Source organism: Luteimonas abyssi (genome assembly GCF_001482195.1).
GTDB classification, from domain to species: Bacteria; Pseudomonadota; Gammaproteobacteria; order Xanthomonadales; family Xanthomonadaceae; genus Luteimonas; species Luteimonas abyssi.
The window spans coordinates 1,691,637-1,714,676 of record NZ_KQ759763.1; the positions used below are offsets into that span (position 1 = coordinate 1,691,637).

General features: G+C 70.1%; 20 protein-coding genes. All 20 read left to right on the top strand.

All coding sequences use genetic code 11. From position 1 onward, the window contains the following. The first annotated feature begins 135 nt into the window (after window positions 1–135). The 20 genes from flhB to RG19_RS07135 all read left to right on the top strand — a co-directional run bounded on the left by flhB (window position 136) and on the right by RG19_RS07135 (window position 22,933). Window positions 136–1,272 carry a flagellar biosynthesis protein FlhB gene (flhB, locus tag RG19_RS07040; protein WP_058834660.1) on the top strand — a complete coding sequence of 379 codons (1,137 nt, stop codon included), beginning with the start codon at window positions 136–138 and terminating at the stop codon, window positions 1,270–1,272. Beyond that, window positions 1,269–3,347, top strand: coding sequence for a flagellar biosynthesis protein FlhA (flhA, locus tag RG19_RS07045; RefSeq protein ID WP_058834661.1), 2,079 nt, complete (start codon window positions 1,269–1,271; stop codon window positions 3,345–3,347). Before flhB ends, flhA begins: the two co-directional genes overlap by 4 nt. Window positions 3,348–3,489: 142 nt before the next feature. Continuing rightward, entirely contained in the window at window positions 3,490–5,055 is a 1,566-nt protein-coding gene (gene flhF / locus RG19_RS07050) for a flagellar biosynthesis GTPase FlhF (RefSeq protein WP_058834662.1), read from the top strand. Beyond that, the gene (locus RG19_RS07055) at window positions 5,042–5,911 is read left to right on the top strand and encodes a MinD/ParA family protein (RefSeq protein WP_058834663.1); all 870 of its coding nucleotides are present in this window, start codon (window positions 5,042–5,044) and stop codon (window positions 5,909–5,911) included. Before flhF ends, RG19_RS07055 begins: the two co-directional genes overlap by 14 nt. Continuing rightward, complete coding sequence (locus RG19_RS07060; protein ID WP_058834664.1) at window positions 5,908–6,657, top strand: RNA polymerase sigma factor FliA; 750 nt, start codon at window positions 5,908–5,910, stop codon at window positions 6,655–6,657. Before RG19_RS07055 ends, RG19_RS07060 begins: the two co-directional genes overlap by 4 nt. Before the next feature lie 22 nt (window positions 6,658–6,679). Beyond that, window positions 6,680–7,072 (top strand): chemotaxis response regulator CheY, encoded by a 393-nt coding sequence (locus RG19_RS07065; protein WP_058834665.1) that lies wholly within the window; start codon window positions 6,680–6,682, stop codon window positions 7,070–7,072. Next, on the top strand, window positions 7,069–7,698 hold the full coding sequence (locus RG19_RS07070; RefSeq protein ID WP_058834666.1) for a protein phosphatase CheZ: 630 nt from the start codon (window positions 7,069–7,071) through the stop codon (window positions 7,696–7,698). The genes RG19_RS07065 and RG19_RS07070 overlap by 4 nt, the downstream gene beginning before the upstream one ends. Before the next feature lie 3 nt (window positions 7,699–7,701). Further along, entirely contained in the window at window positions 7,702–9,576 is a 1,875-nt protein-coding gene (locus RG19_RS07075) for a chemotaxis protein CheA (protein WP_058834667.1), read from the top strand. A gap of 62 nt (window positions 9,577–9,638) precedes the next feature. Beyond that, window positions 9,639–10,379 carry a flagellar motor protein gene (locus RG19_RS07080; RefSeq protein WP_058836465.1) on the top strand — a complete coding sequence of 247 codons (741 nt, stop codon included), beginning with the start codon at window positions 9,639–9,641 and terminating at the stop codon, window positions 10,377–10,379. Window positions 10,380–10,389: 10 nt separating this feature from the next. After that, entirely contained in the window at window positions 10,390–11,346 is a 957-nt protein-coding gene (motD, locus tag RG19_RS07085) for a flagellar motor protein MotD (RefSeq protein ID WP_082672538.1), read from the top strand. Then, window positions 11,346–12,122: a ParA family protein gene (locus RG19_RS07090; protein ID WP_058834668.1), complete on the top strand. Its 777-nt coding sequence runs from the start codon at window positions 11,346–11,348 to the stop codon at window positions 12,120–12,122. The genes motD and RG19_RS07090 overlap by 1 nt, the downstream gene beginning before the upstream one ends. Beyond that, window positions 12,119–12,871 carry a chemotaxis protein CheW gene (locus RG19_RS07095; protein WP_058834669.1) on the top strand — a complete coding sequence of 251 codons (753 nt, stop codon included), beginning with the start codon at window positions 12,119–12,121 and terminating at the stop codon, window positions 12,869–12,871. The genes RG19_RS07090 and RG19_RS07095 overlap by 4 nt, the downstream gene beginning before the upstream one ends. Window positions 12,872–12,961: 90 nt before the next feature. Next, window positions 12,962–13,261 carry an STAS domain-containing protein gene (locus RG19_RS07100; RefSeq protein WP_058834670.1) on the top strand — a complete coding sequence of 100 codons (300 nt, stop codon included), beginning with the start codon at window positions 12,962–12,964 and terminating at the stop codon, window positions 13,259–13,261. Further along, window positions 13,258–13,623 carry a response regulator gene (locus tag RG19_RS07105; RefSeq protein WP_058834671.1) on the top strand — a complete coding sequence of 122 codons (366 nt, stop codon included), beginning with the start codon at window positions 13,258–13,260 and terminating at the stop codon, window positions 13,621–13,623. The genes RG19_RS07100 and RG19_RS07105 overlap by 4 nt, the downstream gene beginning before the upstream one ends. Window positions 13,624–13,646: 23 nt before the next feature. Beyond that, window positions 13,647–15,602, top strand: a complete 1,956-nt coding sequence (locus RG19_RS07110) for a chemotaxis protein CheA (protein ID WP_058834672.1) — start codon at window positions 13,647–13,649, stop codon at window positions 15,600–15,602. 65 nt (window positions 15,603–15,667) lie between these two features. After that, window positions 15,668–16,435, top strand: a complete 768-nt coding sequence (locus RG19_RS07115) for a flagellar brake protein (protein ID WP_058834673.1) — start codon at window positions 15,668–15,670, stop codon at window positions 16,433–16,435. 79 nt (window positions 16,436–16,514) lie between these two features. Then, on the top strand, window positions 16,515–16,991 hold the full coding sequence (locus RG19_RS07120) for a chemotaxis protein CheW (protein ID WP_058834674.1): 477 nt from the start codon (window positions 16,515–16,517) through the stop codon (window positions 16,989–16,991). 101 nt (window positions 16,992–17,092) lie between these two features. Beyond that, window positions 17,093–17,473 (top strand): hypothetical protein, encoded by a 381-nt coding sequence (locus RG19_RS07125; RefSeq protein WP_058834675.1) that lies wholly within the window; start codon window positions 17,093–17,095, stop codon window positions 17,471–17,473. Window positions 17,474–17,558: 85 nt separating this feature from the next. Then, window positions 17,559–19,934, top strand: coding sequence for a methyl-accepting chemotaxis protein (locus RG19_RS07130; protein ID WP_058836466.1), 2,376 nt, complete (start codon window positions 17,559–17,561; stop codon window positions 19,932–19,934). A gap of 338 nt (window positions 19,935–20,272) precedes the next feature. Continuing rightward, complete coding sequence (locus tag RG19_RS07135) at window positions 20,273–22,933, top strand: Cache 3/Cache 2 fusion domain-containing protein (protein ID WP_058834676.1); 2,661 nt, start codon at window positions 20,273–20,275, stop codon at window positions 22,931–22,933. Window positions 22,934–23,040: the final 107 nt, after the last annotated feature.

Below are 23,040 nucleotides of genomic sequence, written 5' to 3' on the forward strand. Positions count from 1 at the left end.
GTCTGATATCCCCCGGGCGGGCGTCCTGCCCCATGGCCCGATGATGCCATCCCCCGGCGTCGAATCAACCTTCGGCCGGGCGCCGGCGGCACGGTGCTTGCATCGCAAGCGCGGACGCCCGGATGCCCGATACGCATGGCCGAGAACGAAAACGGTCAGGAAAAAACCGAACAGCCCACCGAAAAACGCCTGCGCGAAGCCCGTGAAAAAGGCAATGTTCCGCGCTCGCGCGAGTTGTCGACGGTGGCCGTGTTCGGCGCGGGCGTGGCCGCCCTGCTGGCCCTGGGCGGTGGTCTGACGGCCCGCGCGATGGACTGGATGCGCGGCGCGCTGAGCCCCGACCGATCTCTGCTGGAAACACCGGAGCTGCTGTTCGGGCACATGGGCGGGCTGATGCTGGGCTTCGCCTGGATCCTGGCGCCGCTGCTGCTGGTCACCCTGTTGGCCTGCTTCATCGCGCCCCTGGTCATGGGCGGCCTGAACTTCTCCAGCAAGAGCCTGGTTCCCGATCCCAAACGCCTGAATCCGATCTCGGGGCTCAAACGCATCTACGGCCCGGAGGGCCTGGCCGAGCTGCTGAAATCGCTGCTTCGCGTGGTGCTGGTGGGCACGGCGGCGGCATTGTTCCTGTGGCCCGGCCTGCAGCGGTTGAAGGCGATGGTGCACCAGCCGCTGGAAGATGCCGCCCGCGGCGGGCTGAGCTTCGCGTTGTGGATGCTGATGGCGACCGCCGCCGCACTGCTGCTGCTCGGCCTGCTCGATGCGCCCTATCAGCGCTGGAACTGGCGCCGCAAACTGATGATGACGCGCCAGGAGCTGCGCGAGGAGCTCAAGCAGACCGAAGGCAAGCCGGAGGTCAAGGGACGTATCCGCCAGTTGCAGATGCAGATGTCGCAGCGCCGGATGATGGAAGACGTCCCCAAGGCCGACGTGATCGTGGTCAATCCCACCCATTACGCCGTCGCGCTCAAGTACGAAGGCGGCTCGATGCGCGCGCCGACCGTGGTCGCCAAGGGCGTCGACGAACTGGCGATGAGCATCCGCGAAATCGCCGAGCGGCACCGCATCGCCCTGGTCTCGGCACCGCCTCTGGCACGCGTCTTGTATCGGGAGGCGGAGATCGGCCAGGAAATCCCCGTGAAGCTCTACGCCGCCGTTGCCCAGGTGCTCTCCTATGTCTACCAGCTGAAGAGCTGGCGGCCGGGCACGCCACGTCCGGAGCTGTCGACCATCGACGTCGACGAAGGCGGCGACACCGGAGCCGCGCCATGAGCGCGGTGATGGCCACCGGCTCCAAGCGGCTGTTCGACATGCTGCGCTACGGCCTGGGCGCGCCGCTGGTGGTGCTGGCGCTGCTGGCGATGGTGGTGGTACCGCTGCCGCCGACGATCCTGGACGTCCTCTTCAGCTTCAACATCGCGATGTCGCTGGTGGTGCTGCTGGCGGTGGTCTACGTGCAGCGGCCGCTGGACTTCAGCATTTTCCCGATCGTGCTGCTGGTCACCACGATGTTGCGGCTGGCGCTCAACGTGGCCTCCACCCGGGTGATCCTGCTGCACGGGCAGAACGGGCCGGAAGCGGCAGGCCAGGTGATCGCCTCGTTCGGCGAATTCGTCGTCGGCGGCAACTTCGCGGTGGGCATCGTCGCCTTCGCGATCCTGACCATCATCAATTTCGTGGTGATCACCAAGGGCGCCGGGCGCGTGTCCGAAGTGACCGCACGCTTCATCCTCGATGCCATGCCCGGCAAGCAGATGGCGATCGACGCCGATCTCAACGCCGGCCTGCTCAACCGCGAGGAGGCCAAGGCCCGCCGCGAGGAAGTCCGCCAGGAAGCCGATTTCTACGGCGCGATGGACGGCGCCAGCAAGTTCATCCGCGGCGACGCCATCGCTGGCATCCTGATCATGGTGGTCACCATCGTCGGTGGCCTGGCGATCGGCGTGCTCCAGCACGGCATGGCGATGGGCGATGCCGCGGCCACCTACACCCTGCTGTCCATCGGCGACGGCCTGGTGTCGCAGTTGCCGGCGCTGCTGATCTCCTCGGCGGTGGCGATGCTGGTGACCCGTGCCTCGCGCTCGCAGGACATGGGCGGCGCGGTCACCGGGCAGGTCTTCGGGCAGTACAAGGCGCTGGCGATCGCGGCGACGATCCTGCTGGTGGTCGGCCTGGTGCCGGGCATGCCGAACTTCGCGTTTCTCAGCCTGGGCAGCCTGGTCGCGGGTGCCGCCTGGCTGATGTGGAAACGCAGCCAGGAGGCCGAAGCCGCCGCACGTCCCGAGGCCGCCCTGCCCGCACCGGAACAGGCCGCCAACGCCGAGCTCGGCTGGGACGACCTGCGCCCGATCGATCCGCTGGGGCTGGAAGTCGGCTACCGGCTGATCCCCCTGGTCGACAAGAACCAGGGCGGCGAGCTGATGGCGCGGATCAAGGCCGTGCGCCGCAAGCTCACCCAGGATGTCGGCTTCCTGATTCCGCCGGTCCACATCCGCGACAACCTGGAGCTCGCCCCCACCGCCTACCGCGTGCTGGTACACGGCGTGCCGGTGGCGTCGGCCGAGATCCATCCCGACCGCCTGCTGGCACTCGATCCGGGCGGCGCCATGGGCAAGCTCGAAGGCATTCCCGGCAAGGATCCCGCATTCGGCCTGGATGCGCTGTGGATCCTGCCGACCCTGCGCGCACAGGCCGAGGCGTCCGGCTATACGGTGGTGGACCCGGCCACGGTCATGGCGACGCACCTGTCCCACCTGGTGCGCGAGCAGGCGCCCGAGCTGCTCGGCCACGAGGAAGTCCAGCAGTTGCTGGCGACCCTGGCCCGCAGCGCGCCGAAACTGGCCGAGGACCTCACCCCCAAGACGCTGCCGCTGTCGGTGATCGTGCGGGTGCTGCAGAACCTGCTGATCGAACGCATCCCGATCCGCCAGCTGCGGCGCATCGCCGAATCGCTGGTCGAGCACGGCGCGCAGACCCAGGACCCCACCCAGCTCACCACCGCGGTGCGGACCGCACTGGGCCGTTTCATCGTGCAGGAAATCGCCGGCCCCTCGGCCGAACTGCCGGTGTACACCCTGGCCGCGCCGCTGGAACGCGTCTTGCAGGATTCCGCGCAGGGCACGGGAGCCGCACTGGAGCCGGGCCTGGCCGAACGCCTGCAGCAGAGCCTCGCCGATTGCGCGAAGCAGCAGGAGGCCAGGAACGAACCCGCCGTGGTGCTGGTGCCCGGCCAGGTGCGCGCCGCGCTGGCGCGTCTGGTCCGCCACAGCGTTCCGGGCCTGTCGGTCCTGGCCTACACCGAAGTACCGGAAGACAAGCGCCTGAAGCTGATCGGGACGATCAATTGACCGGCCCAAGCCAACGCGCGCGAAGGGAGAGGACACCGCCGATGACCATCGCAGCAACACGGCGGACACCGCCGCCCGAACGTACCGGCACCGACGCGCGCCCTGTCCCACCCCCGCCCCACGCCAGCCAGCCAGCACACTCATGAAAATCCGCCGATTCGTCGCCACCGATATGCGCACCGCCCTGCAGCAGGTCCGCGATGCGCATGGTCCGGATGCCGTGATCCTCTCCAACCGCCGGACCGACGAGGGTGTGGAGATCGTCGCGGCGAGCAACTACGACGAGAGCGTCGTGCAGCGCGCCATCGAGGACGCGCAACGCGATGCCGATGCGCGCGCGCAGGCGACCCCGCCGGCGCCCGCCGCCGAGATGCCGACGCCGCCGGCCGGCGAACACGCCGCCGAGATGCCCCGGGCCGAGCGCTGGCTGCGCGAGCTGTCCGCGCCAGCTGCGGCCGATCCGATGCCCCATGCACCGGCCCAGCCACCCGCTCGGGTCGCGCAAGCGCCGCATCAGGCAACGCGTTCGTCCCCGCAGGACGATCCGGCGACGACCCGCTCCACGCGTCTGGCGGCCCAGCCGACTCCGGACTTCAGCGCTGCGCTCCGGCACGACATCGAAGTACCCGTCTTCGCCGAGCTGATCGCGCGCGCCGCGTCTCCGGCGCAACCGCCCCCTGCCCATGCGGACACGACCGCGGCGTCCTCGCCGGTGCCGCCGGCCCACGGCGCCGACAATCCGTCGCCCGCCCCGGTCGCGGCCGCGCTGCACGCGGTCGCCCCGGTGGCGGCACCTGCGAGCGACGGAGAATTGGCGCACCTGCGCGGCGAGCTGGCGCAGATGCGGCAGATGATCGAACGCGAGATGGCCCGGCTCACCGACGAGCGCCTGCGCGGGTCTGCGGTCCGGGCCCAGGCCCTGGACCTGATGGACGAGTACGGCTTCGATGCCGGCATCACCCGCGACGTGGTGCTGCAGATCCCGCCCGACAGCGCCGCGCACCGCGCCCGCGGCCTGATGCTGGGACTGATCTCGCGCCGCCTGCCGATCTGCCCGGTGGATCCGCTGCACGAGGCCGGCGTGATCGCGCTGGTCGGTCCGACCGGCGCCGGCAAGACCACCACCATCGCCAAGCTGGCCGCGCTCTACGCCGCCCAGCACCAGCCGCGGGATGTGGCGCTGGTCACCACCGACACCGCCCGTATCGGCGGGCGCGAACAACTGCACAGCTACGGCCGCCAGCTCGGCATCGCCGTGCACGAGGCCGACACCGAGGCCGGCCTGCTCGCCCTGCTGCAGAAGCTGCAGGACTACCGGCTGGTCCTGGTCGATACCGCCGGCCTCAGCCAGCGCGACCGCGCCCTGGCCGCCCAGCTCAACTGGCTGCGCGCCGCACGCCAGGTCCGCACCCTGCTGGTGCTGCCGGCCAACACCCATTTCGCCGATCTCGACGAGGTCGTGCGCCGCTTCGAGAACGCCCGCCCGCAGGGCGTGGTGCTGACCAAGCTCGACGAGACCAGCCGCCTGGGCAGCGCCCTCTCGGTCGTGGTCGACCACCAGCTGCCGCTGACCTGGGTGACCGACGGCCAGCGGATCCCGGACGACCTGCACCGGGCCAATGCGGCCCATCTGGTGCTCCGCCTTGAAGATCTCCGCCGAGATGCCGATAAGCCGTCTATCCCGGAACACGACCATGCCGTCGCTTGAGCCCCTGCCCCCGATGCAACCGCTGGTACCGCCGTCGCTGAAGCCCGTCCGCACCCTCGCCGTCACCGGCGGCAAGGGGGGCGTGGGCAAGACCAACGTGTCGGCGAACCTGGCCATCGCGCTGACCGAGCTCGGCCAGCGCACGATGCTGCTCGACGCGGATCTCGGCCTCGCCAACATCGACGTGCTGCTGGGGTTGTCGCCGCGCCACACCCTCGCCGATCTGGTCGCGGGGCGCTGCGAGCTCGAGGATGTGATCCTCGAGGGCCCGGGGGGCGTGCTGGTGGTCCCGGCCGCCTCCGGACGCCGGCACATGGCCGAACTGCACCCGGCCGAGCACGCCGGGCTGGTCAATGTGTTCAACGACCTGCAGCGCGAGCTGGACATGCTGGTGATCGACACCGCCGCCGGCATCACCGATTCGGTGCTGACCTTCTGCCAGGCCGCACAGGATGCGGTCGTCGTGGTCTGCGACGAGCCCGCCTCGATCACCGACGCCTATGCGTTGATCAAGGTGCTCGCCCGCGAGCGCGGCGTGGATCGCGTGCAGGTCGTCGCCAACATGGTGCGCAGCCCGCAGGAGGGCCGCGCGCTCTACGACAAGCTGTCGCGTGTCTGCGAGCGTTTCATCGGCGACGTGTCGCTGAATTACCTAGGCGCGGTGCCGCAGTGCGATTGGCTGCGCATGGCCGTGCAGCGCCAGCAACCGGTGGTCCGCGCCTACCCGGGCAGTCCGTCGGCGCGCGCGCTCGCCGAGATCGCCCGTCGCACCGCCCGCTGGCAGGCGCCGATGGCACCGCGCGGGCACGTGGAGTTCTTCGTCGACCGCATGCTGCGGCAGGGAGCGCCGGCATGAGTCTCGCCGCGCGCCACTACCAGGCCGTGCAGCGCGCCGTCGTCGATCCGGTGGTCCAGCACGCCGAGCTGGTGCGCCGGATCGCCCACCACCTGGCCGCGCGCCTGCCCGCCAGCGTGGAAGTGGACGACCTGGTCCAGGCCGGCATGATCGGGCTCATCGAAGCCTCGCGCAGCTACGACGCCGACCAGGGCGCCTCGTTCGAGACCTACGCCTCGATCCGCATCCGCGGCGCGATGATCGACGAGATCCGCCGCGGCGACTGGGTGCCGCGCTCGGTGCATCGCAAGGCCCGCGAAGCCGCGGCCGCGATCCGCGAAATCGAACAGGCCAGCGGCCGCTCGGCCACCGCACAGGAAGTCGCCACGCGACTGGACATGCCGCTGACCGATTACATGCGCCTGCTCGAGGACGCCGCCCGCGGCCACGTGCTCAGCCTCGACTCCCATGTCGAGGACCACGGCGAGGTGGAGCCCGCCCGTCGCGGCGGTCCGACGCCGCAAGACGCGATGGTCCGCGGCGAGTTCGGTCAGCAGCTCGCGCACGCCATCGGCCAGTTGCCCGAACGCGAGCGCCTGGTGCTGTCGCTGTACTACGAACAGGAGCTCAACCTCAAGGAAATCGGCGCCGTCCTCGGCGTCAGCGAATCCCGGGTGTGCCAGATCCACGGCCAGGCCGTGGTCCGCCTGCGCGGCCGCCTGACTGCGTTCGAGCTCGCCGATACCGGCATCGGCGACGACGATTGACCTATCTTCTCTGGAGTTCGACTTGAACAAGAACATGCGCGTGCTGATCGTCGACGATTTCTCGACGATGCGCCGGATCATCAAGAACCTGCTGGCCGACCTCGGTTTCAACAACACCGTCGAGGCCGAGGACGGTCACAGTGCGCTGGCCGTGCTGCGCCAGGATGCGGTGGAACTGGTGGTCACCGACTGGAACATGCCCGGCATGACCGGCATCGAACTGCTGCGGGCGATCCGCGCCGACGACAAGTTCCGCACCCTTCCGGTGCTGATGGTCACGGCCGAAGCCAAGCGCGAGCAGATCATCGAGGCCGCGCAGAACGGCGTGAACGGCTACATCATCAAGCCGTTCACCGCGCAGACGCTGGAGGAGAAGCTCGGCAAGATCTTCGAGCGCCTGGGGACCGCCGCGTGAACGCGGTCACCGCGGCCACCGCCGACCGCCATCAGCTGGCACTGCTGCTGCAGGACGCGCTCGATGCACTGGAGCGCGGCGACGAGTCGGCCTGGCGCGCGCATGTCGACATGCTGGCGAGCGCCCGCACGCGCACCCTCGCCAGCGGGCTCGGCCGTCTCGCGCGCGAGCTCGAGCAGGCGCTGGTCGCGCTGCCCGCGCTCCCCGCCGACGAAGGGCTCGACGACGCCTGCGCGCGCCTGGACCACGTCGTGGAAATGACCGAGCGCGCCACCCATCACACGCTCGATCTGATCGATCACAGCCGCGCACTGGTCACGCGGCTGCGCGAAGGCATGCTGTCCGGCGATGCGGTCGCTGACGAGCAGGTGGCGCAGGTGGACACGCTGCGCGACCACCTGCGCGACATGGCCTTGGCGCAAAGCCACCAGGATCTCGGCGGACAGATCATCCGCAAGGTCGCCGGCATCGTGCGCCGGGTGCACGAGAACCTCGGTGCGCTGGACCTGCCCGCGCCGGAGCCGGACTCGTCGGACCGCGGTCACGGCCCGGCGGTGAAGGGACTCGATGCCGGCGTCGCCGACCAGAACGACGCCGACGACCTGCTCGCGCGCCTGGGACTCTGAGCCATGCACGGGTGCACGCCTGAGATCGCCGCCGACTTCGTCGTCGAAGCGCGCGAACTGCTCGAGGATCTCGGCGGGCAGCTGGTCGAACTCGAACACGACCCCGCCGACCGCGAGCGTCTCAACGCGGTGTTCCGGGCCTTCCACACCCTCAAGGGCGGTGCCGGCTTCCTCGGCGTCACCCCGCTGGTGGAGCTGTGCCACGCTGCGGAAGAAACCCTCGGCGCGGTGCGCAGCGGCGCGGCCCAGTTGCTCGACCGGCATTTCGATGCCGCACAGCAGTCGCTGGACTGGCTGCAGGCGATGGTGGACGCGATCGATGCCGGTACCGAAGTGCCGCACGCCCCCCAGGCCCTCATTGCGGGGTTCGCGCTGGACGCAGAGATCGTCGCCGTTCCAGTCGCCGCGGTTCCGGCGACGGCGGCCGCCGTCGCCGGCGACGACATGATCGACGACGACGAATTCGAGGCGCTGCTCGACCAACTGCACGGCGCAGCTGTGCCGGGCAGCAGCGCACCTGCGCCGGTGTCGCCGCCACCGGCAGGCGCGGCCGACATGATCGACGACGCCGAATTCGAAGCATTGCTCGACCAGTTGCACGGCGCGGCCGCACCCGGCACACACGCGACGGCCGCTGCAGCGGTGACCGCGCCACCCCCGCCGCCGCCGACACGCGCGCCGGTCGCACCGCCGAAAGCGGCGTCGAAAGCCGCACCGGCCACCGGCGCCGAGCGCGAGACCACGGTACGCGTGGATACCCGGCGTCTGGACGCCATCGTCGACCTCGTCGGCGAACTCGTGCTGGCCCGCAACCGCCTCAAGACGCTGCGCGCACGCCTGCGCGACGAAGAGCTCGATCGCGCCGTCGCCACCCTGGACAACGCCACCGCACGCCTGCAGGGCGCGGTGATGCGCACCCGCATGCAACCCGTCGGCAAGGTGTTCTCGCGGTTCCCGAAGGTCGCGCGCGATGTGGCGCGCGCGCTCGACAAGGAAATCGACCTGGAGCTGGTCGGCGCCGAGACCGAGCTCGACCGCAACCTGGTCGAGGCGCTGGCCGACCCGCTGGTGCACCTGGTCCGCAACGCCATCGACCACGGCATCGAAGCACCCGGCGTGCGCGAAGCCACCGGCAAGCCGCGCGCCGGACGACTGCGCCTGCTCGCGCAGCAACAGGGCGACTACGTCGGCATCGAGGTCCAGGACGACGGCGCCGGCATCGATCCGGAGCGCTTGCGTGCCAAGGCCCGCGAGAAGGGGCTCATCGACGCCGAAGCGGCGGCACGCCTCAATGCCGAGGAATGCCTCAACCTGATCTTCATGGCCGGTTTCTCCACCCGCACCGAAGTCAGCGACATCTCGGGGCGCGGGGTCGGCATGGACGTGGTGCAATCGCGCATCCGCGAACTCGGCGGACAGATCCAGGTGCAGTCCGAGCTCGGCCGCGGCAGCCGCTTCTCGCTACGGGTGCCGCTGACCCTGGCGATCCTGCCGACCCTGCTCGTGCACGCGGCCGGCGACGCCTACGCCTTGCCGCTGGCGCGCGTGCAGGAAGTGCTGCATGCGCCGTCACGCGCGGTGAACTGGTTCGACGGACGCGCCGCGCTGGACCGCCGCTCGCACACCCTGCCCCTGCTCGACCTGCGGCACTGGCTGGCGCAACCGGCGGCGCAGACCGACCTGCTCACCGTGGTCGTCCTGCAACGCGGCGACAGCCGCTTCGGCCTGGTCGTCGACGAAGTGCGAGGCCGCGAGGAGGTCGTGATCAAGGCGCTCCCGCGGGCGTTACGCGGCCTGCCCGGATACGCCGGCGCCACCCTCATCGGCGACGGGCGCCTGGCGCTGATCCTCGACGTGGACGCGCTTCGCCACGCGTGACCGATGTCGCACTGCCGACGCTCCCGATTCAAGTCCCCTTCTCCTCCGCCGATACCACCCACATGGACATCTTCAGTGTCGTCGGCCTCCTGCTGGCAATCGCATCCCTGATCGGCGGCAGCATGCTCAAGGGTGCGGGCCTGGCCGCACTGTGGTCGCCGGCCGCGTTCGTGATCGTGATCGTCGGCACCGTCGCCGCGATCCTGCTGCACACACCGCCCTCGGTGTTCGGGCGCGCGATGCGCATCTCACCGTGGACGCTGAAACCGCCGGTGTCCGACCGCCAGGCCCTGATCGCACAGATGCTGGAATGGAGCAACGTGTCCCGGCGGCAGGGCCTGCTCGGGCTGGAGAGCCATGTCGAATCGCAGGGCGATCCCTTCCTGCGCAAGGGGCTGCAGATGCTGGTCGACGGACTGGAGCCCGAAGCCATCCGGCACATGCTCGAAATCGAACTGCATGGCGAGGAGCACCAGGACCTGGCCGCGGCGAAGGTGTTCGAAGGCATGGGCATCTACGCACCGACCCTGGGCATCGTCGGCGCCGTGCTCGGTCTGATCGCGGTGATGCAGAACCTCGCCGATCCGAGCAAGCTCGGCCACGGCATCGCCGCCGCGTTCACCGCCACGATCTACGGCATCGCCTCGGCGAACCTGCTGTTCCTGCCCATGGCCGCCAAGCTGAAGAGCCTGATCGGTCGCCGCAGCGGCGAGCGCGAGCTGGTCATCGAGGGCCTGATCGCGATCGCCCAGGGCGAGAATCCGCGCAACATCGAAGCGCGCCTGGCCGGCTTCCTGCACTGAGTCCGCGCGCATGGCCCGCCGCAAACAACACGAAGAACACGCCAATCACGAGGCCTGGGCCATCCCCTATGCCGACCTGATGACGTTGCTGCTCGCGTTCTTCGTGGTGATGTACGCGATCTCGTCGCTCAACGAGGGCAAGTACCGCGTGCTGGCCGAGTCGCTCGCCAATGCCTTCAGCGGCACGCCGCGGACGGTCGATCCGATCCAGATCGGCGAGAGCAATCGCCGCGAGTCCGACTTCGGCCAGCCCACGCCGATTCCCAGCGGCGCTCGCCGGGGGCCGCAGGCGCCCTCGCCGGTGCTCGACTCCCCGCTGCAGCCGATGCTCGAATCCAAGATGCGCGCCGACCGGACCGGCGAAGGCATCGATGCGGCCGCGATCGCCGCCTCGCGCCGCCAGCTCGACATCCTGGCGCTCGAAATCGAGCAGGCACTGGCCGAAATGGTGCGCGCGCGCCTGATCACCATTCACCGGGCCGACCTCTGGCTGGAGGTGGAGATCAACAGCGACATCCTGTTCGAGACCGGCTCGGCGGCGTTGGACGCCGGCGCGCAGGCACTGCTGACCAAGCTCGCCGGGGTCCTCGGCGACAGCCCCAACCCGATCCGGGTCGAGGGCTACACCGACGATCGCCCGATCCGCACCCTGCAGTTCCCGTCCAACTGGGAGCTGTCGGCCGGGCGTGCGGCCAGCGTGGTGCATCTGTTCGTCCGGAGCGGGCTGCGGCCCGAACGACTGGTGATGGTGGGCTACGGCGAGCATCGTCCGAAAGCCGACAACGCCACCGAAGCCGGCCGCAACGCCAACCGACGCGTGGTGCTGATGGTGCTGGCCCCACCGGACGCCCGGGAGGCACCGGACACCCCGCCCGGCATGGAACGGCAGCCGACCGCGTCGACCGTCGCATCCAGGCCACCGAACCATCCTAATCCGTCATTCCAATCCGTACGGGGAGAAAGCTGATGCGCGTCTGGGCGATCGCCAACCAGAAAGGCGGCGTCGGCAAGACCACCAGCACGCTGGCCCTGGGTCGCATGTTGGTGGCACGCGGCATGCGCGTGCTGCTGGTCGACCTGGACCCGCACGCGTCGTTGACCCGCGCGTTCGGCGTGCCGGGCGACCCGCAGCCGGCCGGCGTGCTCGACCTGTTCGCCAGCCCACCGGCCACGCTCGCCGGCCTCGCCCGGCCGGCGCCGGTCGAAGGGCTGGCGTTCGTCTGCGCACAGACCGCACTGGCGACGCTGGAGAGGCGCAGCGCCAGCCAGCCGGGCCTCGGCCTGCAGCTGTCGCAGGCCATCACCCGCCACAGCGGCGACCACGATGCGGTCCTGCTCGACTGCCCACCGACGCTCGGCCTGCTGATGGTCAACGCCCTGGCGGCCGCCGACCGGTTGATCGTGCCGACCCAATGCGAGCCGCTCGCGCTGCACGGCCTGGCCGGCATGTGCCGGACGGCTGCGATGGTGGAGCGTTCCCGCCAGCGGCCCCTGCCCGTCTCGATCCTGCCTACCCTGTACGACCGCCGCACCCGCGCCGGGCGCGATACCTTGCATCGGTTGCAGCAGGACTATCGCGACCGCGTCTGGAGCGATGCGATCCCGATCGACACCCAGCTCAGCAATGCCGACCTGCTGGCCCAGCAGCCAGCCGTCGGCGACAGCGGCCGCGCCATGCCCGCCTACGGCCGCGCGCTCGACTGGCTGCTCGACGAGGCCGCCACCCTGGAGGACGCGGCATGACCCACTCCGCCCACGCCGTCGACGATTACCTCGAACTGCTGCTGGCGGGCGCCCCCGCCGCGGAGACCCCGCCGGACGGCGAAGCCGCACCGCCGGCGCCCGCGCCGCGGACGGACCCCGTACCTGCGCCGACACGCATCGTGGAGACCCGCCCGCCGCCCGCCATCGCGCCCGCGCCACCGTCGCCGACGACCCGCGCACGGCCCGAGCGCGTACCTCCGCCTTCACCCGCCCCCACCAGCGCGCTGGCCTCGCGTGCGGAGGAAGCAGCGCACGACGCCCCGACAACGGCGCGCCGCGCCTCGGACCGCCGCGCCCGTTGGCTGCGCCTGCGCTGCGGTCGACAGATCTACGCGCTGGAGCTGTTGTGCATCCGCGAGGTCGTGCTGCCCTCGCCCCTGCTGCCATTGCGTGGTGCGGCGCCGGCCGTGGCCGGGGTCATGAACCTGCGCGGCCAGGTCGTGCCGGTGATCGATCTCGGCCTGCAACTGGGCGAAGGCATCGTCGAAGACGGTCCCGAGACCCGGATCGTCGTGCTCGACGACCAGGGCGAAGTCCTGGGCCTGCGCGTGTCCGCGGTGGAAGACGTGGTGCTGGTGGAGGACGCCCAGATCGAGGACGCCCGCAGTTCCCGGCTGGCGCCCGTCGGCGACCAGCGCATCCGCGGGATCGCGCGGATGCTGGGGACGGTGGTGCTGCTGCTCGATGCCGGCCGCCTGCTGCGGATGCCGCTGCATCCGGGCAGCTGAGGTCCGTCGCAGCCGGGCCTAAAGTCCGCGCCCGGTCGGCCGCTACTGCCTGCGAGCCGTCCACAACCCCGGGGACACGTCTTGGACGTGATGACACTGCCCGCCGATCTCGGCATCGAACACAGCACCGCCCTGAAGGACGCGCTCGCCGCGCGCGCCGACGACACCGACATCGCGCTCGATGCCGGCCAGGTGACCCGTGTCCATACCGCCAGCCTGCAGGTGCTGCTGGCCTGGCTGCGGCTGCGCGCCGGGCGCGGCCGCACCACCGGCTGGCAGGCCACCGGCGCGGCGCTGCATGCCGCCGCAGCCACACTCGGCCTCGTCGCCGCGCTCGACATGCCCGCCACCCCATCCCTCCAACCGCCTTCCACGGAGACAACTCCATGAGCGCCCACATCCTCGTCGTCGACGACTCCGCGTCCATGCGGCAGATGGTGTCCTTCGCCCTGACCTCCGCCGGCTACACCGTCGACGAGGCCGAAGACGGCCAGGTCGCACTGGGCCGCGCCCAGGGCGCGCGTTTCAACGCGGTGATCACCGACGTCAACATGCCCAACATGGACGGCATCTCGCTGATCCGCGAACTGCGGCAGCTGCCGGACTACAAGTTCACCCCGCTGCTGATGCTGACCACCGAGTCGGCCGCGGACAAGAAGGCCGACGGCCGCGCCGCCGGTGCGACCGGCTGGCTGGTCAAGCCGTTCGACCCCGACCAGCTGGTCGCCACCGTGCGTCGCGTCATCAGCTGACACCGCGTCTCCGGAGCAAGCCCTTGAGCATCGACCTGAAGCGGTTCCACGCCACCTACTTCGAGGAAAGCCGTGAAGGGCTGGACGCGATGGAGTCCGGCCTACTCGCGCTGGAAGGCGGCGAGCGCGGTGCGGAGCTGATCAACTCGGTGTTCCGGGCCGCGCACTCGATCAAGGGCGGCGCGGCCACGTTCGGCTTCGCCGCGATGGCCGAGCTGACCCACGTGCTGGAGACGCTGCTGGACCAGATCCGCGCCGGCGAACGCGCGGTGGCGGCCGACGCCGTCGACGCCATGCTCGGCTCGGTCGATGTGCTGCGCGCCCTGCTGGCCGAAGCCGAGCACGGCCGTCCGGCCGAGACCGCGGCCATCCGCCACGCGCACGCGCGGCTGCAGGCGGTGCTCGGCGGCGATGCGCCGCCGGTGCAGGAGGCCGCGCCCGTCGAATCGACGGCGGCGCGCGGACCGTTGCTGGGCTGGCGGATCGGCTTCCAGCCCGAGTCCACGCTGTTCATGAGCGGCAACGACCCGCTGCGCATCCTGCGCGAGCTGGAAAGTCTCGGGCCGCTCCGGGTCGAGGCCGATCTCGACGCACTGGCCGCGTTCGATGCGCTCGATCCGCTGCAGGCGCAGATCGGCTGGACGTTGCAGCTCGATGCGCCGGTCTCGCGCGCGGCCATCGAAGATGTCTTCGCCTGGGTTTCGGACGAATGCCGCCTGGAGATCGCCACCGTCCACGCCGAGCTCGCGGCCGCCGCCTCCAACGACGAGCGCGGCACCGGCACTGCGCGCCGCGGCGGACAGGACGGCGCCGAAGGCTCGATCCGTGTCGGCGTGGACAAGGTCGACGCCCTGATCAACCTCGTCGGCGAACTGGTGATCACCCAGTCGATGCTGCAGCAGATGGGCGCCGGTGTGCAGGGCGACCTGGGCGAACGCCTGCAGACGGCGCTGGGCCTGCTCGAACGCAACACCCGCGAACTCCAGGACGCCGTGATCGGCATCCGCATGCTGCCGGTCGAAGCGGTGTTCAGCCGCTTCCCGCGCCTGGTCCGCGACCTGTCCGGGAAACTCGGCAAGCTGGTCCGCCTGCAGACCAGTGGCGAGGCCACCGAACTCGACAAGGGCCTGATCGAGAAGATCGGCGATCCGCTGGTGCACCTGGTCCGCAACGCGATCGATCACGGGCTCGAAGACCCGGCCACCCGCAATGCCGCCGGCAAGGACCCCACCGGCACGATCCGGCTGGCGGCTTCCCACCAGGACGGACACATCGTCATCGAGGTCGCCGACGACGGTCGCGGCCTGGCCCGCGATCGCATCCTGGCGAAAGCGCGCGAGCGCGGCCTGGCGGTCCCGGAGCATCCGTCCGATGCGCAGGTGTGGGATCTGATCTTCCAGCCCGGCTTCTCGACCGCCGACGCGGTGACCGACCTCTCCGGACGCGGCGTGGGCATGGACGTGGTCCGCAGCAACATCCAGCAGCTGGGCGGCAGCGTCCAGCTCGAGAGCACCACCGGCCACGGCACGCGGATCACGATCCGTCTCCCGCTGACGCTGGCGATCCTCGACGGCATGACCGTCTCGGTCGGCCGCGAAACCCTGGTCCTGCCGCTCACCCATGTCCGCGAGGCGCTGCAGCCCGAGCCCGGCGACATCCGCACCGTCAAGGGCGAAGGCCGCTTGCTGCGCGTGCGCGAAGAGTATCTGCCCCTGCTGTCGCTGGGCGACGCCTACGGTTTCGACCGCAGCGATCACGACGCGCCGGTGGCGGTGGTCGTGGAGGGCGGCGGTCATCGGATCGCCGTCGAAGTGGATGCGCTCGTGGGCCAGCAGCAGGTCGTGGTCAAGAGCCTGGAGCGCAATTACCGCAAGATCGAAGGCATCTCCGGCGCGACCATCCTCGGCGACGGACGGGTCGCCCTGATCGTCGACGTCGGCGGCCTGGCACGCCAGCAGAAGCTCCCTCGGGCGGCGTGAACGCGGGGGCGCAACGCGATCCCCCAGCCTCCGGCCGTCCGGGACATGCGCCCTGCCCGGACGACATGCTCATCGAATCGACGGCGTCGTCCAGCCTCTCCGGGCCCGCCGAAATCGACATGCTGGAGGCCTGCGAGAAGCGCGAACCGGCGCAGATCCGGCGCCTGCTGGACGCGTTGGCCGACACGAGGGCGCTGGTCAGCGCCCAGCCCGTGCCGGGCGGCGGACTCTTTCCGACCGCGGTGCTGGCCGTCCGCGACGACGGCCACCTGCTGCTCGACGGCCACCCGGATGCCCGTCTGACCCGTCGCGCGACCGAGGCCCGGCACGTGATCTGCGTGGCCCAGCTCGACCGGATCCGCATCCAGTTCCGCCTGGGGCCGCTGCGCGCGGTCGACGAGGGCGGGCTGAGCGCGTTCCTCGCGCCGCTGCCGGACGCCGTGCTGGAACTGCAGCGCCGCGACAGCTTCCGCCTGCAGATTCCGCCCATGCACCCGGTACATTGCAATGTCCCGCGCGACGACGACGCGCCGGACCGCCTGCGGGTCGCCGACCTCAGCGCCGGCGGGCTGGCGTTGCTGGCGACGCCCGAAGACCCCCGCTTCCCGTTGCGGGCCTGCCTGCCCGGCTGCGCGCTCCTGCTGCCCGACCAGGATCCGATCCCGGTCGCCCTCACCGTCGCCCATCACCGGATCGAGCGCTCTCCTTCGGGGGAACGGCTGCGGATCGGATGCCGGTTCGAGGGCCTGCCGCCCGCGGCCGAACGCACGATCCTGCACTACATGTTCCGGATCGAGCGCCAGCGCAGCGCCCGCGAACGGCGCGCGGTCTGAGCGCTCAAGTTCCCTCGCCCGCGGCCGATGCCTTGGTCGAGGCCGGTTTTCGGCGGCCACTGCGAAACAGGAGCGGCACTTGAGCACTTCCGACAGTCTCCCCGATCCCGGCGAGTACCTCAGCTTCACCCTCGGCGACGAGCACTACGCGCTCGACATCCTGAAGGTCCAGGAGATCCGCGGCTACGACGGCGTCACCCGCGTCCCCGACACACCGGCCTACATCCGCGGCGTGGTCAACCTGCGCGGCGCGATCGTGCCGGTGCTCGATCTGCGGATGAAGCTCGGATTGCCCGACGCGCGCTACGACGCCTTCACCGTGATGATCGTGCTCAATCTCGACGGCCGCAGCGCCGGCGTCGTGGTGGATGCGGTCTCCGACGTGGTGCGCCTGGACGCCGAGCAGATCCGCCCGACCCCGGAGCTCGGCGCCGCGGTGGACACGCGCTTCATCTCCGCCATCGGCGCCGCCGAGGAGCGCATGGTGATCCTGCTCGACATCCAGTCGCTGATCGACTGGGCCGACATCGAACACGACGCCATGGCCGCGGCGTGATGCCGAACCGGCGTCTAAAGATTTCCCGGCGGCGGCCGATAGGGCTGGTCAGCGGCCCGACCGCCCCACCCCGTGACCGTCTTTCCCCAGGAGTTCCTCTCATGATCGCCCATCGTCTGCTGGCCCTCGCCGCGCTGAGCACCCTCTTCGCTGCCGGCTCCGTCGCCGCGCAGGACATGATTCCTGCCGAACAGGCCGTGCGTCACGTCGGCAAGACCGGCATGGTCTGCGGCAAGGTCGAGCGCACCCGCCACGCCCAGAACACCGAGGGCGAGCCGACGTTCCTCTACATGGGCGGCGCGTTCCCCCGCCATACCTTCTCGGCCCGTATCCCCGGCTCGATCCGCGACAACTTCCGTCCGTCGCCCGAGGAACTGCAGGGCCGCGACGTCTGCGTGGTCGGCGCCATCCAGCGCGATGCCAGCCGGGCCGAAATCGCGGTGAGCTCGCCGTCCAACATCAAGTTGGCCGACATCCGCTGACCGTCGTCATCGTCCCGGGCGCGCGCACATCGCGCCCGGGGCCATGTTCCCGTTCCGCCCGTTCGACCCGGAAGCACGCGCCATGATGCAACGACTGAAGAATCTCAAGCTCTCCTACAAGCTGATGCTCGCGTTCGGCATCGTGCTCGCGATCATGCTGGTCCAGGGCATCGTGGCCTACAGCGGCATGTCGTCCCTGGCCCGGGAAAGCGACCGTCTGGTCAACCAGACCATGCGCTCGGTGGCGATCGCCACCGAAACGAAAGTCCTGCTGGGCGAGTATCGCGACACCTCCTACCGGGGCCTCATCCGCGCCAGCGACGCGGTCAAGGAACAGGCCCGCCAGGAGGCGCAGGTCCAGGACGAACGCATCGGCGAGACCCTGGCCAGCTATCGCGGGCTGCTGGATGCCGAAGACACCATGAGCGATCGCGATCTGTTCGAGACCGTGATCGCCCGCTGGGACGCCGCGCGCGGCTCCTACCTCGACGTCAACGAAATGATCGACCTCGAGTTGCCCGAGGACGCGCTGGACACCTTCCTGGGCGAGACCCAGCAGGCCCACAACGCCACCATCGCCGCGCTCACCGCGTTGATCGATCACGACAACGCGATGGCCGCCGAAGCCGAGGCCGAAGCGCAATCCACCTACGCCACCGCGAGCACGCTGGTGGTGATCATGCTCATCGCCGGCATCGGCGGTGGCCTGGCGATCGCCTGGCTGGTCGCCGCCGCGCTGACCCGCAGCCTGCACCGTGCCGTGGACGTGGCCAACGCCGTCGCCGGCGGCAAGCTCGACAACGAGATCGTCGTCGATCGCGAAGACGAGATCGGCGAGCTGTTGCAGGCGATGGCCCGCATGCAGACCGACCTGCGCGAACGCATCGAGCGCGACCAGCACGTCGCCGGCGAGAACCTGCGCATCCGCACCGCGCTGGACAGCTCCGGCACCAGCGTGATGATCGCCGACGCCTCGCGCACCATCATCTACGCCAATGCCGCAGTCACCACCTTGCTGGGCGGCTACGAGGACGAGATCCAGCGCGCCCTGCCGCATTTCGACCAGAGCGCCATCGTCGGCAGCAATATCGACGCCTTCCATGCCGATCCGCAGCGCATCGCGACCATGCTCGAGCAGCTGCAGGGCACCCATCACGGCGAGATTTCGATGGGCGACGCCCATTTCGTCCAGACCGTGGCGCGGGTGAACGACGATCAGGGCCGCCTGCTGGGCTACGTGGTCGAATGGCGCGACCGCACGCCGCAAGTCCGGGTCGAAGTCGAGCTCGGTCGCGTGGTCCGCGCCGCCGCCGCCGGCGACCTTTCGCAGCGCATCGGCCTGGAGGACAAGCAGGGCTTCTATCTGCAGTTGGCCGAGCAGCTCAACGGCCTGCTGGACGCCAACGCCACCAGTCTGGACGGCGTGTCGCAGGTGCTGCAGGCCCTGTCGGCCGGCGACCTCACGGTGCGCATGGACGGCGAGTACGCAGGCGTGTTCGCCAGCATGCGCGACGATGCCAACCGCACCGCCGAACAGCTCACCACCCTGGTCGGCAGCATCCAGCGCGCATCGCGGGCGATCAACACCGCATCGAGCGAAATCGTGTCGGGCAACAACGACCTGTCGCGCCGCACCGAGCAGCAGGCCGCCAATCTCGAAGAGACCGCAGCCTCGATGGAGGAGTTCACCTCCACGGTCAAGCAGAACGCAGAACACGCGCATCAGGCCAACCAGCTCGCCATCGGCGCCGCCGACGTCGCCACCCGGGGCGGTGACGTGGTCGGCCAGGTGGTGACGACCATGCGCGAGATCGAGCAGGCCTCCAAGCGCATCGCCGAGATCATCTCGGTCATCGACGGCATCGCCTTCCAGACCAACATCCTCGCCCTCAACGCCGCCGTCGAGGCCGCACGCGCCGGCGAGCAGGGCCGCGGCTTCGCCGTGGTCGCCGCCGAGGTGCGCTCGCTGGCCCAGCGCTCCGCCACCGCCGCCAAGGAAATCAAGGGCCTGATCGAGGATTCCGTCGGCAAGGTCGGCAACGGCTCCGCGCTGGCCGCCCAGGCCGGCCAGACGATGGGCGAGATGGTCGCCTCGGTGCAGCGGGTGACCGACATCATGGCCGAGATCTCGGCGGCCTCGCAGGAGCAGGCCTCGGGCATCGAACAGGTCAACCAGACCATCACCCAGATGGACGAGACCACCCAGCAGAACGCGGCGCTGGTGGAAGAAGCGTCCGCCGCCGCGCGCAGCATGGAAGAACAGGCCAGCCAGTTGTCCGATGTGGTGTCGGTGTTCCGCGTGGCCGATGGCGGCGAAGCCCCCGCCGTCCCGGCAGCATCCACCGTCAAGCCCGCGCCGGCGGCGCGCAAGCGCCCGACCCGCTCGACGTCCCCGGCGACGCCTCGCAAGGCGAGCCCCGAGCCGGCCCTGGCCGACGGCGACGACTGGCAGGAGTTCTGATCCACGACGGCCGGCACACCGCCGTCCTCCGCGATCGCCTTCCTGCGAGCAGCCTCTTGAGCGTCGGCCTTCGGGCCGGCGCTTTTTTTTGGTCGACCGACGGCAGGCCCGTCTGACGGCCGGTGACCGGCGCGCGTTCCTGCGGGACATCCCTCGCAGGAATGGGTCGATCAGTCCCCCGAACGACGAGGGCGCCCCCGTCGGCACGAGGCGCACGGCCAACACTCGAAAAGCGTGAACGAAGGCACACCCATTCATGACCAACGTCACTTTTTAGATCAAGTCCGATGTGTCTCCGGCCGATACAGGCGTCGGACACCCAAGGGGATGACGTTGCAATGTTCCGTTCAAGATTCCAGAACCTGCCGCTGGGCAACAAGCTGGCGCTCGTCGTCAGCGCATCCGTGGCCGCGACCCTCGCCATCCTGGCGACCCTGGTCGCGCTCGATTCGCGCAGCCTGCTCGAAGACCGTGCACGCCAGGCCCTCGATGCGGGCAACCACCTCATGCGCGATTCGATCGCCCTCTACGACGCGACGTTGACCGACGAAGCCCGGCGTCTGGCCGGCGCGCTCGCCGCCGCCATGCCGCGCGGCGCGGTCTCCCGCGACAGCGACGACATCGTCCGCGTGGGGGAGCTCGATACCCCGACACTGGTGCTGGGCGAGCGGCGCATGAACCTGGATTTCGAAGCGGTCGACGACTTCACCGCCCGGACCGGCGCAGTCGCGACACTGTTCGTCCGCGAGGACGACACCTTCGTGCGGGTCACGACCTCGCTGACCGATCAGGCCGGCCGACGCGCCATCGGGACCCGGCTCGATCCGGCCCACCCTGCCCACGCGCGCATGCTTGCGGGCAGTCACTACACGGGCCCGGCACGATTGTTCGGCCTGGACTACATGACCCACTACGAGCCCCTGCGCGACGACGCCGGCGACGTGGTGGGCATCCTCTTCATCGGTCGCAACTACACCGAAGGTCTCGCTGCGCTGCGGGCGCGCATCCGCGAGACCGTGATCGGCGAGCGGGGCTACTTCCTGGCCCTGCGGACCAGCGACGACGTACCGCAGGTCGTGGTGCATCCGGGCGCGGACGATGGTCCAGTCGGGATGGACACCCTGCTCCGTCCGGAGGACACCGCGGCCTTCCAGGCGCTGCTCGACGGCGGACGTGGGCATCTGCACCTGCGCTCGACCGCCGACGGCGACTTCGTCGACACCGCCGTCAGCGCGATCCGCTTCGAGCCTTGGGACTGGACCCTGCTCGCAGTGGAACCGCATGCCGACATCGTCGCCGCCGCCGATCTCCTGCTGCTGCGCATCCTGTTGATGTCGCTCGCCGCCCTGGTCGTCATCGCGGGCCTGACCTGGTGGACGATGCGGCGGCTGGTCTCGCATCCGCTGTCGCACGCCATCGCGGCCGCCGACAACGTCGCGCTGGGGCGCCTGGACGACGATATCGAGGTGGAAGCGGGACGCACCGACGAGATCGGCCGGCTGTCCCGGTCGATGCAGCAGATGCAGCGCCAGCTGCGCGCGGTGATCGACGCCCTGCGTGGCATGGCGCAGCGCCACGAAGCGGGCGCGATCAGTGCCCGCATGGACGCCAGCGTGTTCCAGGGCAGCTATGCGGCCATGGTCACCGACGTGAACGCACTCGTCGCGGCCCACATCGAGGTCAAGATGCGTGCCGTGCAGATCATGGGCCGCTATGCGGTGGGCGACCTCTCCCAGGACATGGAACGCCTGCCCGGCGAAAAGGCCGTCATCAGCCGGACAATGGACACGATCAAGGCCAATCTGACCGCCGTCAACGGCGAGATCCGGCAGCTCGTGCAGGCCGCCGGCCGGGGTGATTTCTCGGTGCGCGGCGACGAGCGACGCTTCGAGCACGAGTTCCGCGAGATGATCGCCGGACTCAACCACCTGATGACCACCACCGACGGCAGCCTGGCCGACGTCTCCAACCTGCTGCGCGCCATCGCCGACGGCGACCTGTCGGTGCGGATCGACGGCGACCACCAGGGCGTGTTCGCCCGCATGCGCGACGATGCCAATACCACCATCGAGCGGCTGACGGCCATCGTGACGCGGATCCAGGGCGCGTCGCGGTCGGTGGATGTGGCCGCCGGCGAGATCGTGTCGGGCAACAACGACCTGTCGCGCCGCACCGAGCAGCAGGCCGCCAATCTCGAAGAGACCGCAGCCTCGATGGAGGAGCTCACCTCCACGGTCAAGCAGAACGCAGAACACGCGCATCAGGCCAACCAGCTCGCCATCGGCGCCGCCGACGTCGCCACCCGGGGCGGTGACGTGGTCGGCCAGGTGGTGACGACCATGCGCGAGATCGAGCAGGCCTCCAGGCGCATCGCCGAGATCATCTCGGTCATCGACGGCATCGCCTTCCAGACCAACATCCTCGCCCTCAACGCCGCCGTCGAGGCCGCACGTGCCGGCGAGCAGGGCCGCGGCTTCGCCGTGGTCGCCGCCGAGGTGCGCTCGCTGGCCCAGCGCTCCGCCACCGCCGCCAAGGAAATCAAGGGCCTGATCGAGGATTCCGTCGGCAAGGTCGGCAACGGCTCCGCGCTGGCCGCCCAGGCCGGCCAGACGATGGGCGAGATGGTCGCCTCGGTGCAGCGGGTGACCGACATCATGGCCGAGATCTCGGCGGCCTCGCAGGAGCAGGCCTCGGGCATCGAACAGGTCAACCAGACCATCACCCAGATGGACGAGACCACCCAGCAGAACGCGGCGCTGGTGGAGGAAGCGTCCGCCGCCGCGCGCAGCATGGAAGAACAGGCCAGCCAGTTGTCCGATGTGGTGTCGGTGTTCCGCGTGGCCGATGGCGGCGAAGCCCCCGCCGTCCCGGCAGCGTCCACGGTCAAGCCCGCGCCTGCGGCGCGCAAGCGCCCGACCCGCTCGACGTCCCCGGCGACGCCTCGCAAGGCGAGCCCCGAGCCGGCCCTGGCCGACGGCGACGACTGGCAGGAGTTCTGATCCACGGCGGCCGGTGCGCCGCCCGCCTTCGCGGCGACTCCTTGCGATCGCACGTTTCGAGCGTCGGCCTCCGGGTCGGCGCTTCTTTCCGTATGGGGCCGGGCCGC

What these genes read in the sequence shown, in the direction of transcription:
- RG19_RS07080 (WP_058836465.1), top strand. Translation starts at nt 9,639, where the DNA reads ATGGACATCTTCAGTGTCGTCGGCCTCCTGCTGGCAATCGCATCCCTG.
- motD (WP_082672538.1), top strand. Translation starts at nt 10,390, where the DNA reads ATGGCCCGCCGCAAACAACACGAAGAACACGCCAATCACGAGGCCTGG.
- RG19_RS07060 (WP_058834664.1), top strand. Translation starts at nt 5,908, where the DNA reads ATGAGTCTCGCCGCGCGCCACTACCAGGCCGTGCAGCGCGCCGTCGTC.
- RG19_RS07100 (WP_058834670.1), top strand. Translation starts at nt 12,962, where the DNA reads ATGACACTGCCCGCCGATCTCGGCATCGAACACAGCACCGCCCTGAAG.
- RG19_RS07125 (WP_058834675.1), top strand. Translation starts at nt 17,093, where the DNA reads ATGATCGCCCATCGTCTGCTGGCCCTCGCCGCGCTGAGCACCCTCTTC.
- flhA (WP_058834661.1), top strand. Translation starts at nt 1,269, where the DNA reads ATGAGCGCGGTGATGGCCACCGGCTCCAAGCGGCTGTTCGACATGCTG.
- RG19_RS07105 (WP_058834671.1), top strand. Translation starts at nt 13,258, where the DNA reads ATGAGCGCCCACATCCTCGTCGTCGACGACTCCGCGTCCATGCGGCAG.
- RG19_RS07095 (WP_058834669.1), top strand. Translation starts at nt 12,119, where the DNA reads ATGACCCACTCCGCCCACGCCGTCGACGATTACCTCGAACTGCTGCTG.
- RG19_RS07135 (WP_058834676.1), top strand. Translation starts at nt 20,273, where the DNA reads ATGTTCCGTTCAAGATTCCAGAACCTGCCGCTGGGCAACAAGCTGGCG.
- RG19_RS07055 (WP_058834663.1), top strand. Translation starts at nt 5,042, where the DNA reads ATGCCGTCGCTTGAGCCCCTGCCCCCGATGCAACCGCTGGTACCGCCG.
- RG19_RS07115 (WP_058834673.1), top strand. Translation starts at nt 15,668, where the DNA reads ATGCTCATCGAATCGACGGCGTCGTCCAGCCTCTCCGGGCCCGCCGAA.
- flhF (WP_058834662.1), top strand. Translation starts at nt 3,490, where the DNA reads ATGAAAATCCGCCGATTCGTCGCCACCGATATGCGCACCGCCCTGCAG.
- RG19_RS07090 (WP_058834668.1), top strand. Translation starts at nt 11,346, where the DNA reads ATGCGCGTCTGGGCGATCGCCAACCAGAAAGGCGGCGTCGGCAAGACC.
- RG19_RS07075 (WP_058834667.1), top strand. Translation starts at nt 7,702, where the DNA reads ATGCACGGGTGCACGCCTGAGATCGCCGCCGACTTCGTCGTCGAAGCG.
- RG19_RS07130 (WP_058836466.1), top strand. Translation starts at nt 17,559, where the DNA reads ATGCAACGACTGAAGAATCTCAAGCTCTCCTACAAGCTGATGCTCGCG.
- flhB (WP_058834660.1), top strand. Translation starts at nt 136, where the DNA reads ATGGCCGAGAACGAAAACGGTCAGGAAAAAACCGAACAGCCCACCGAA.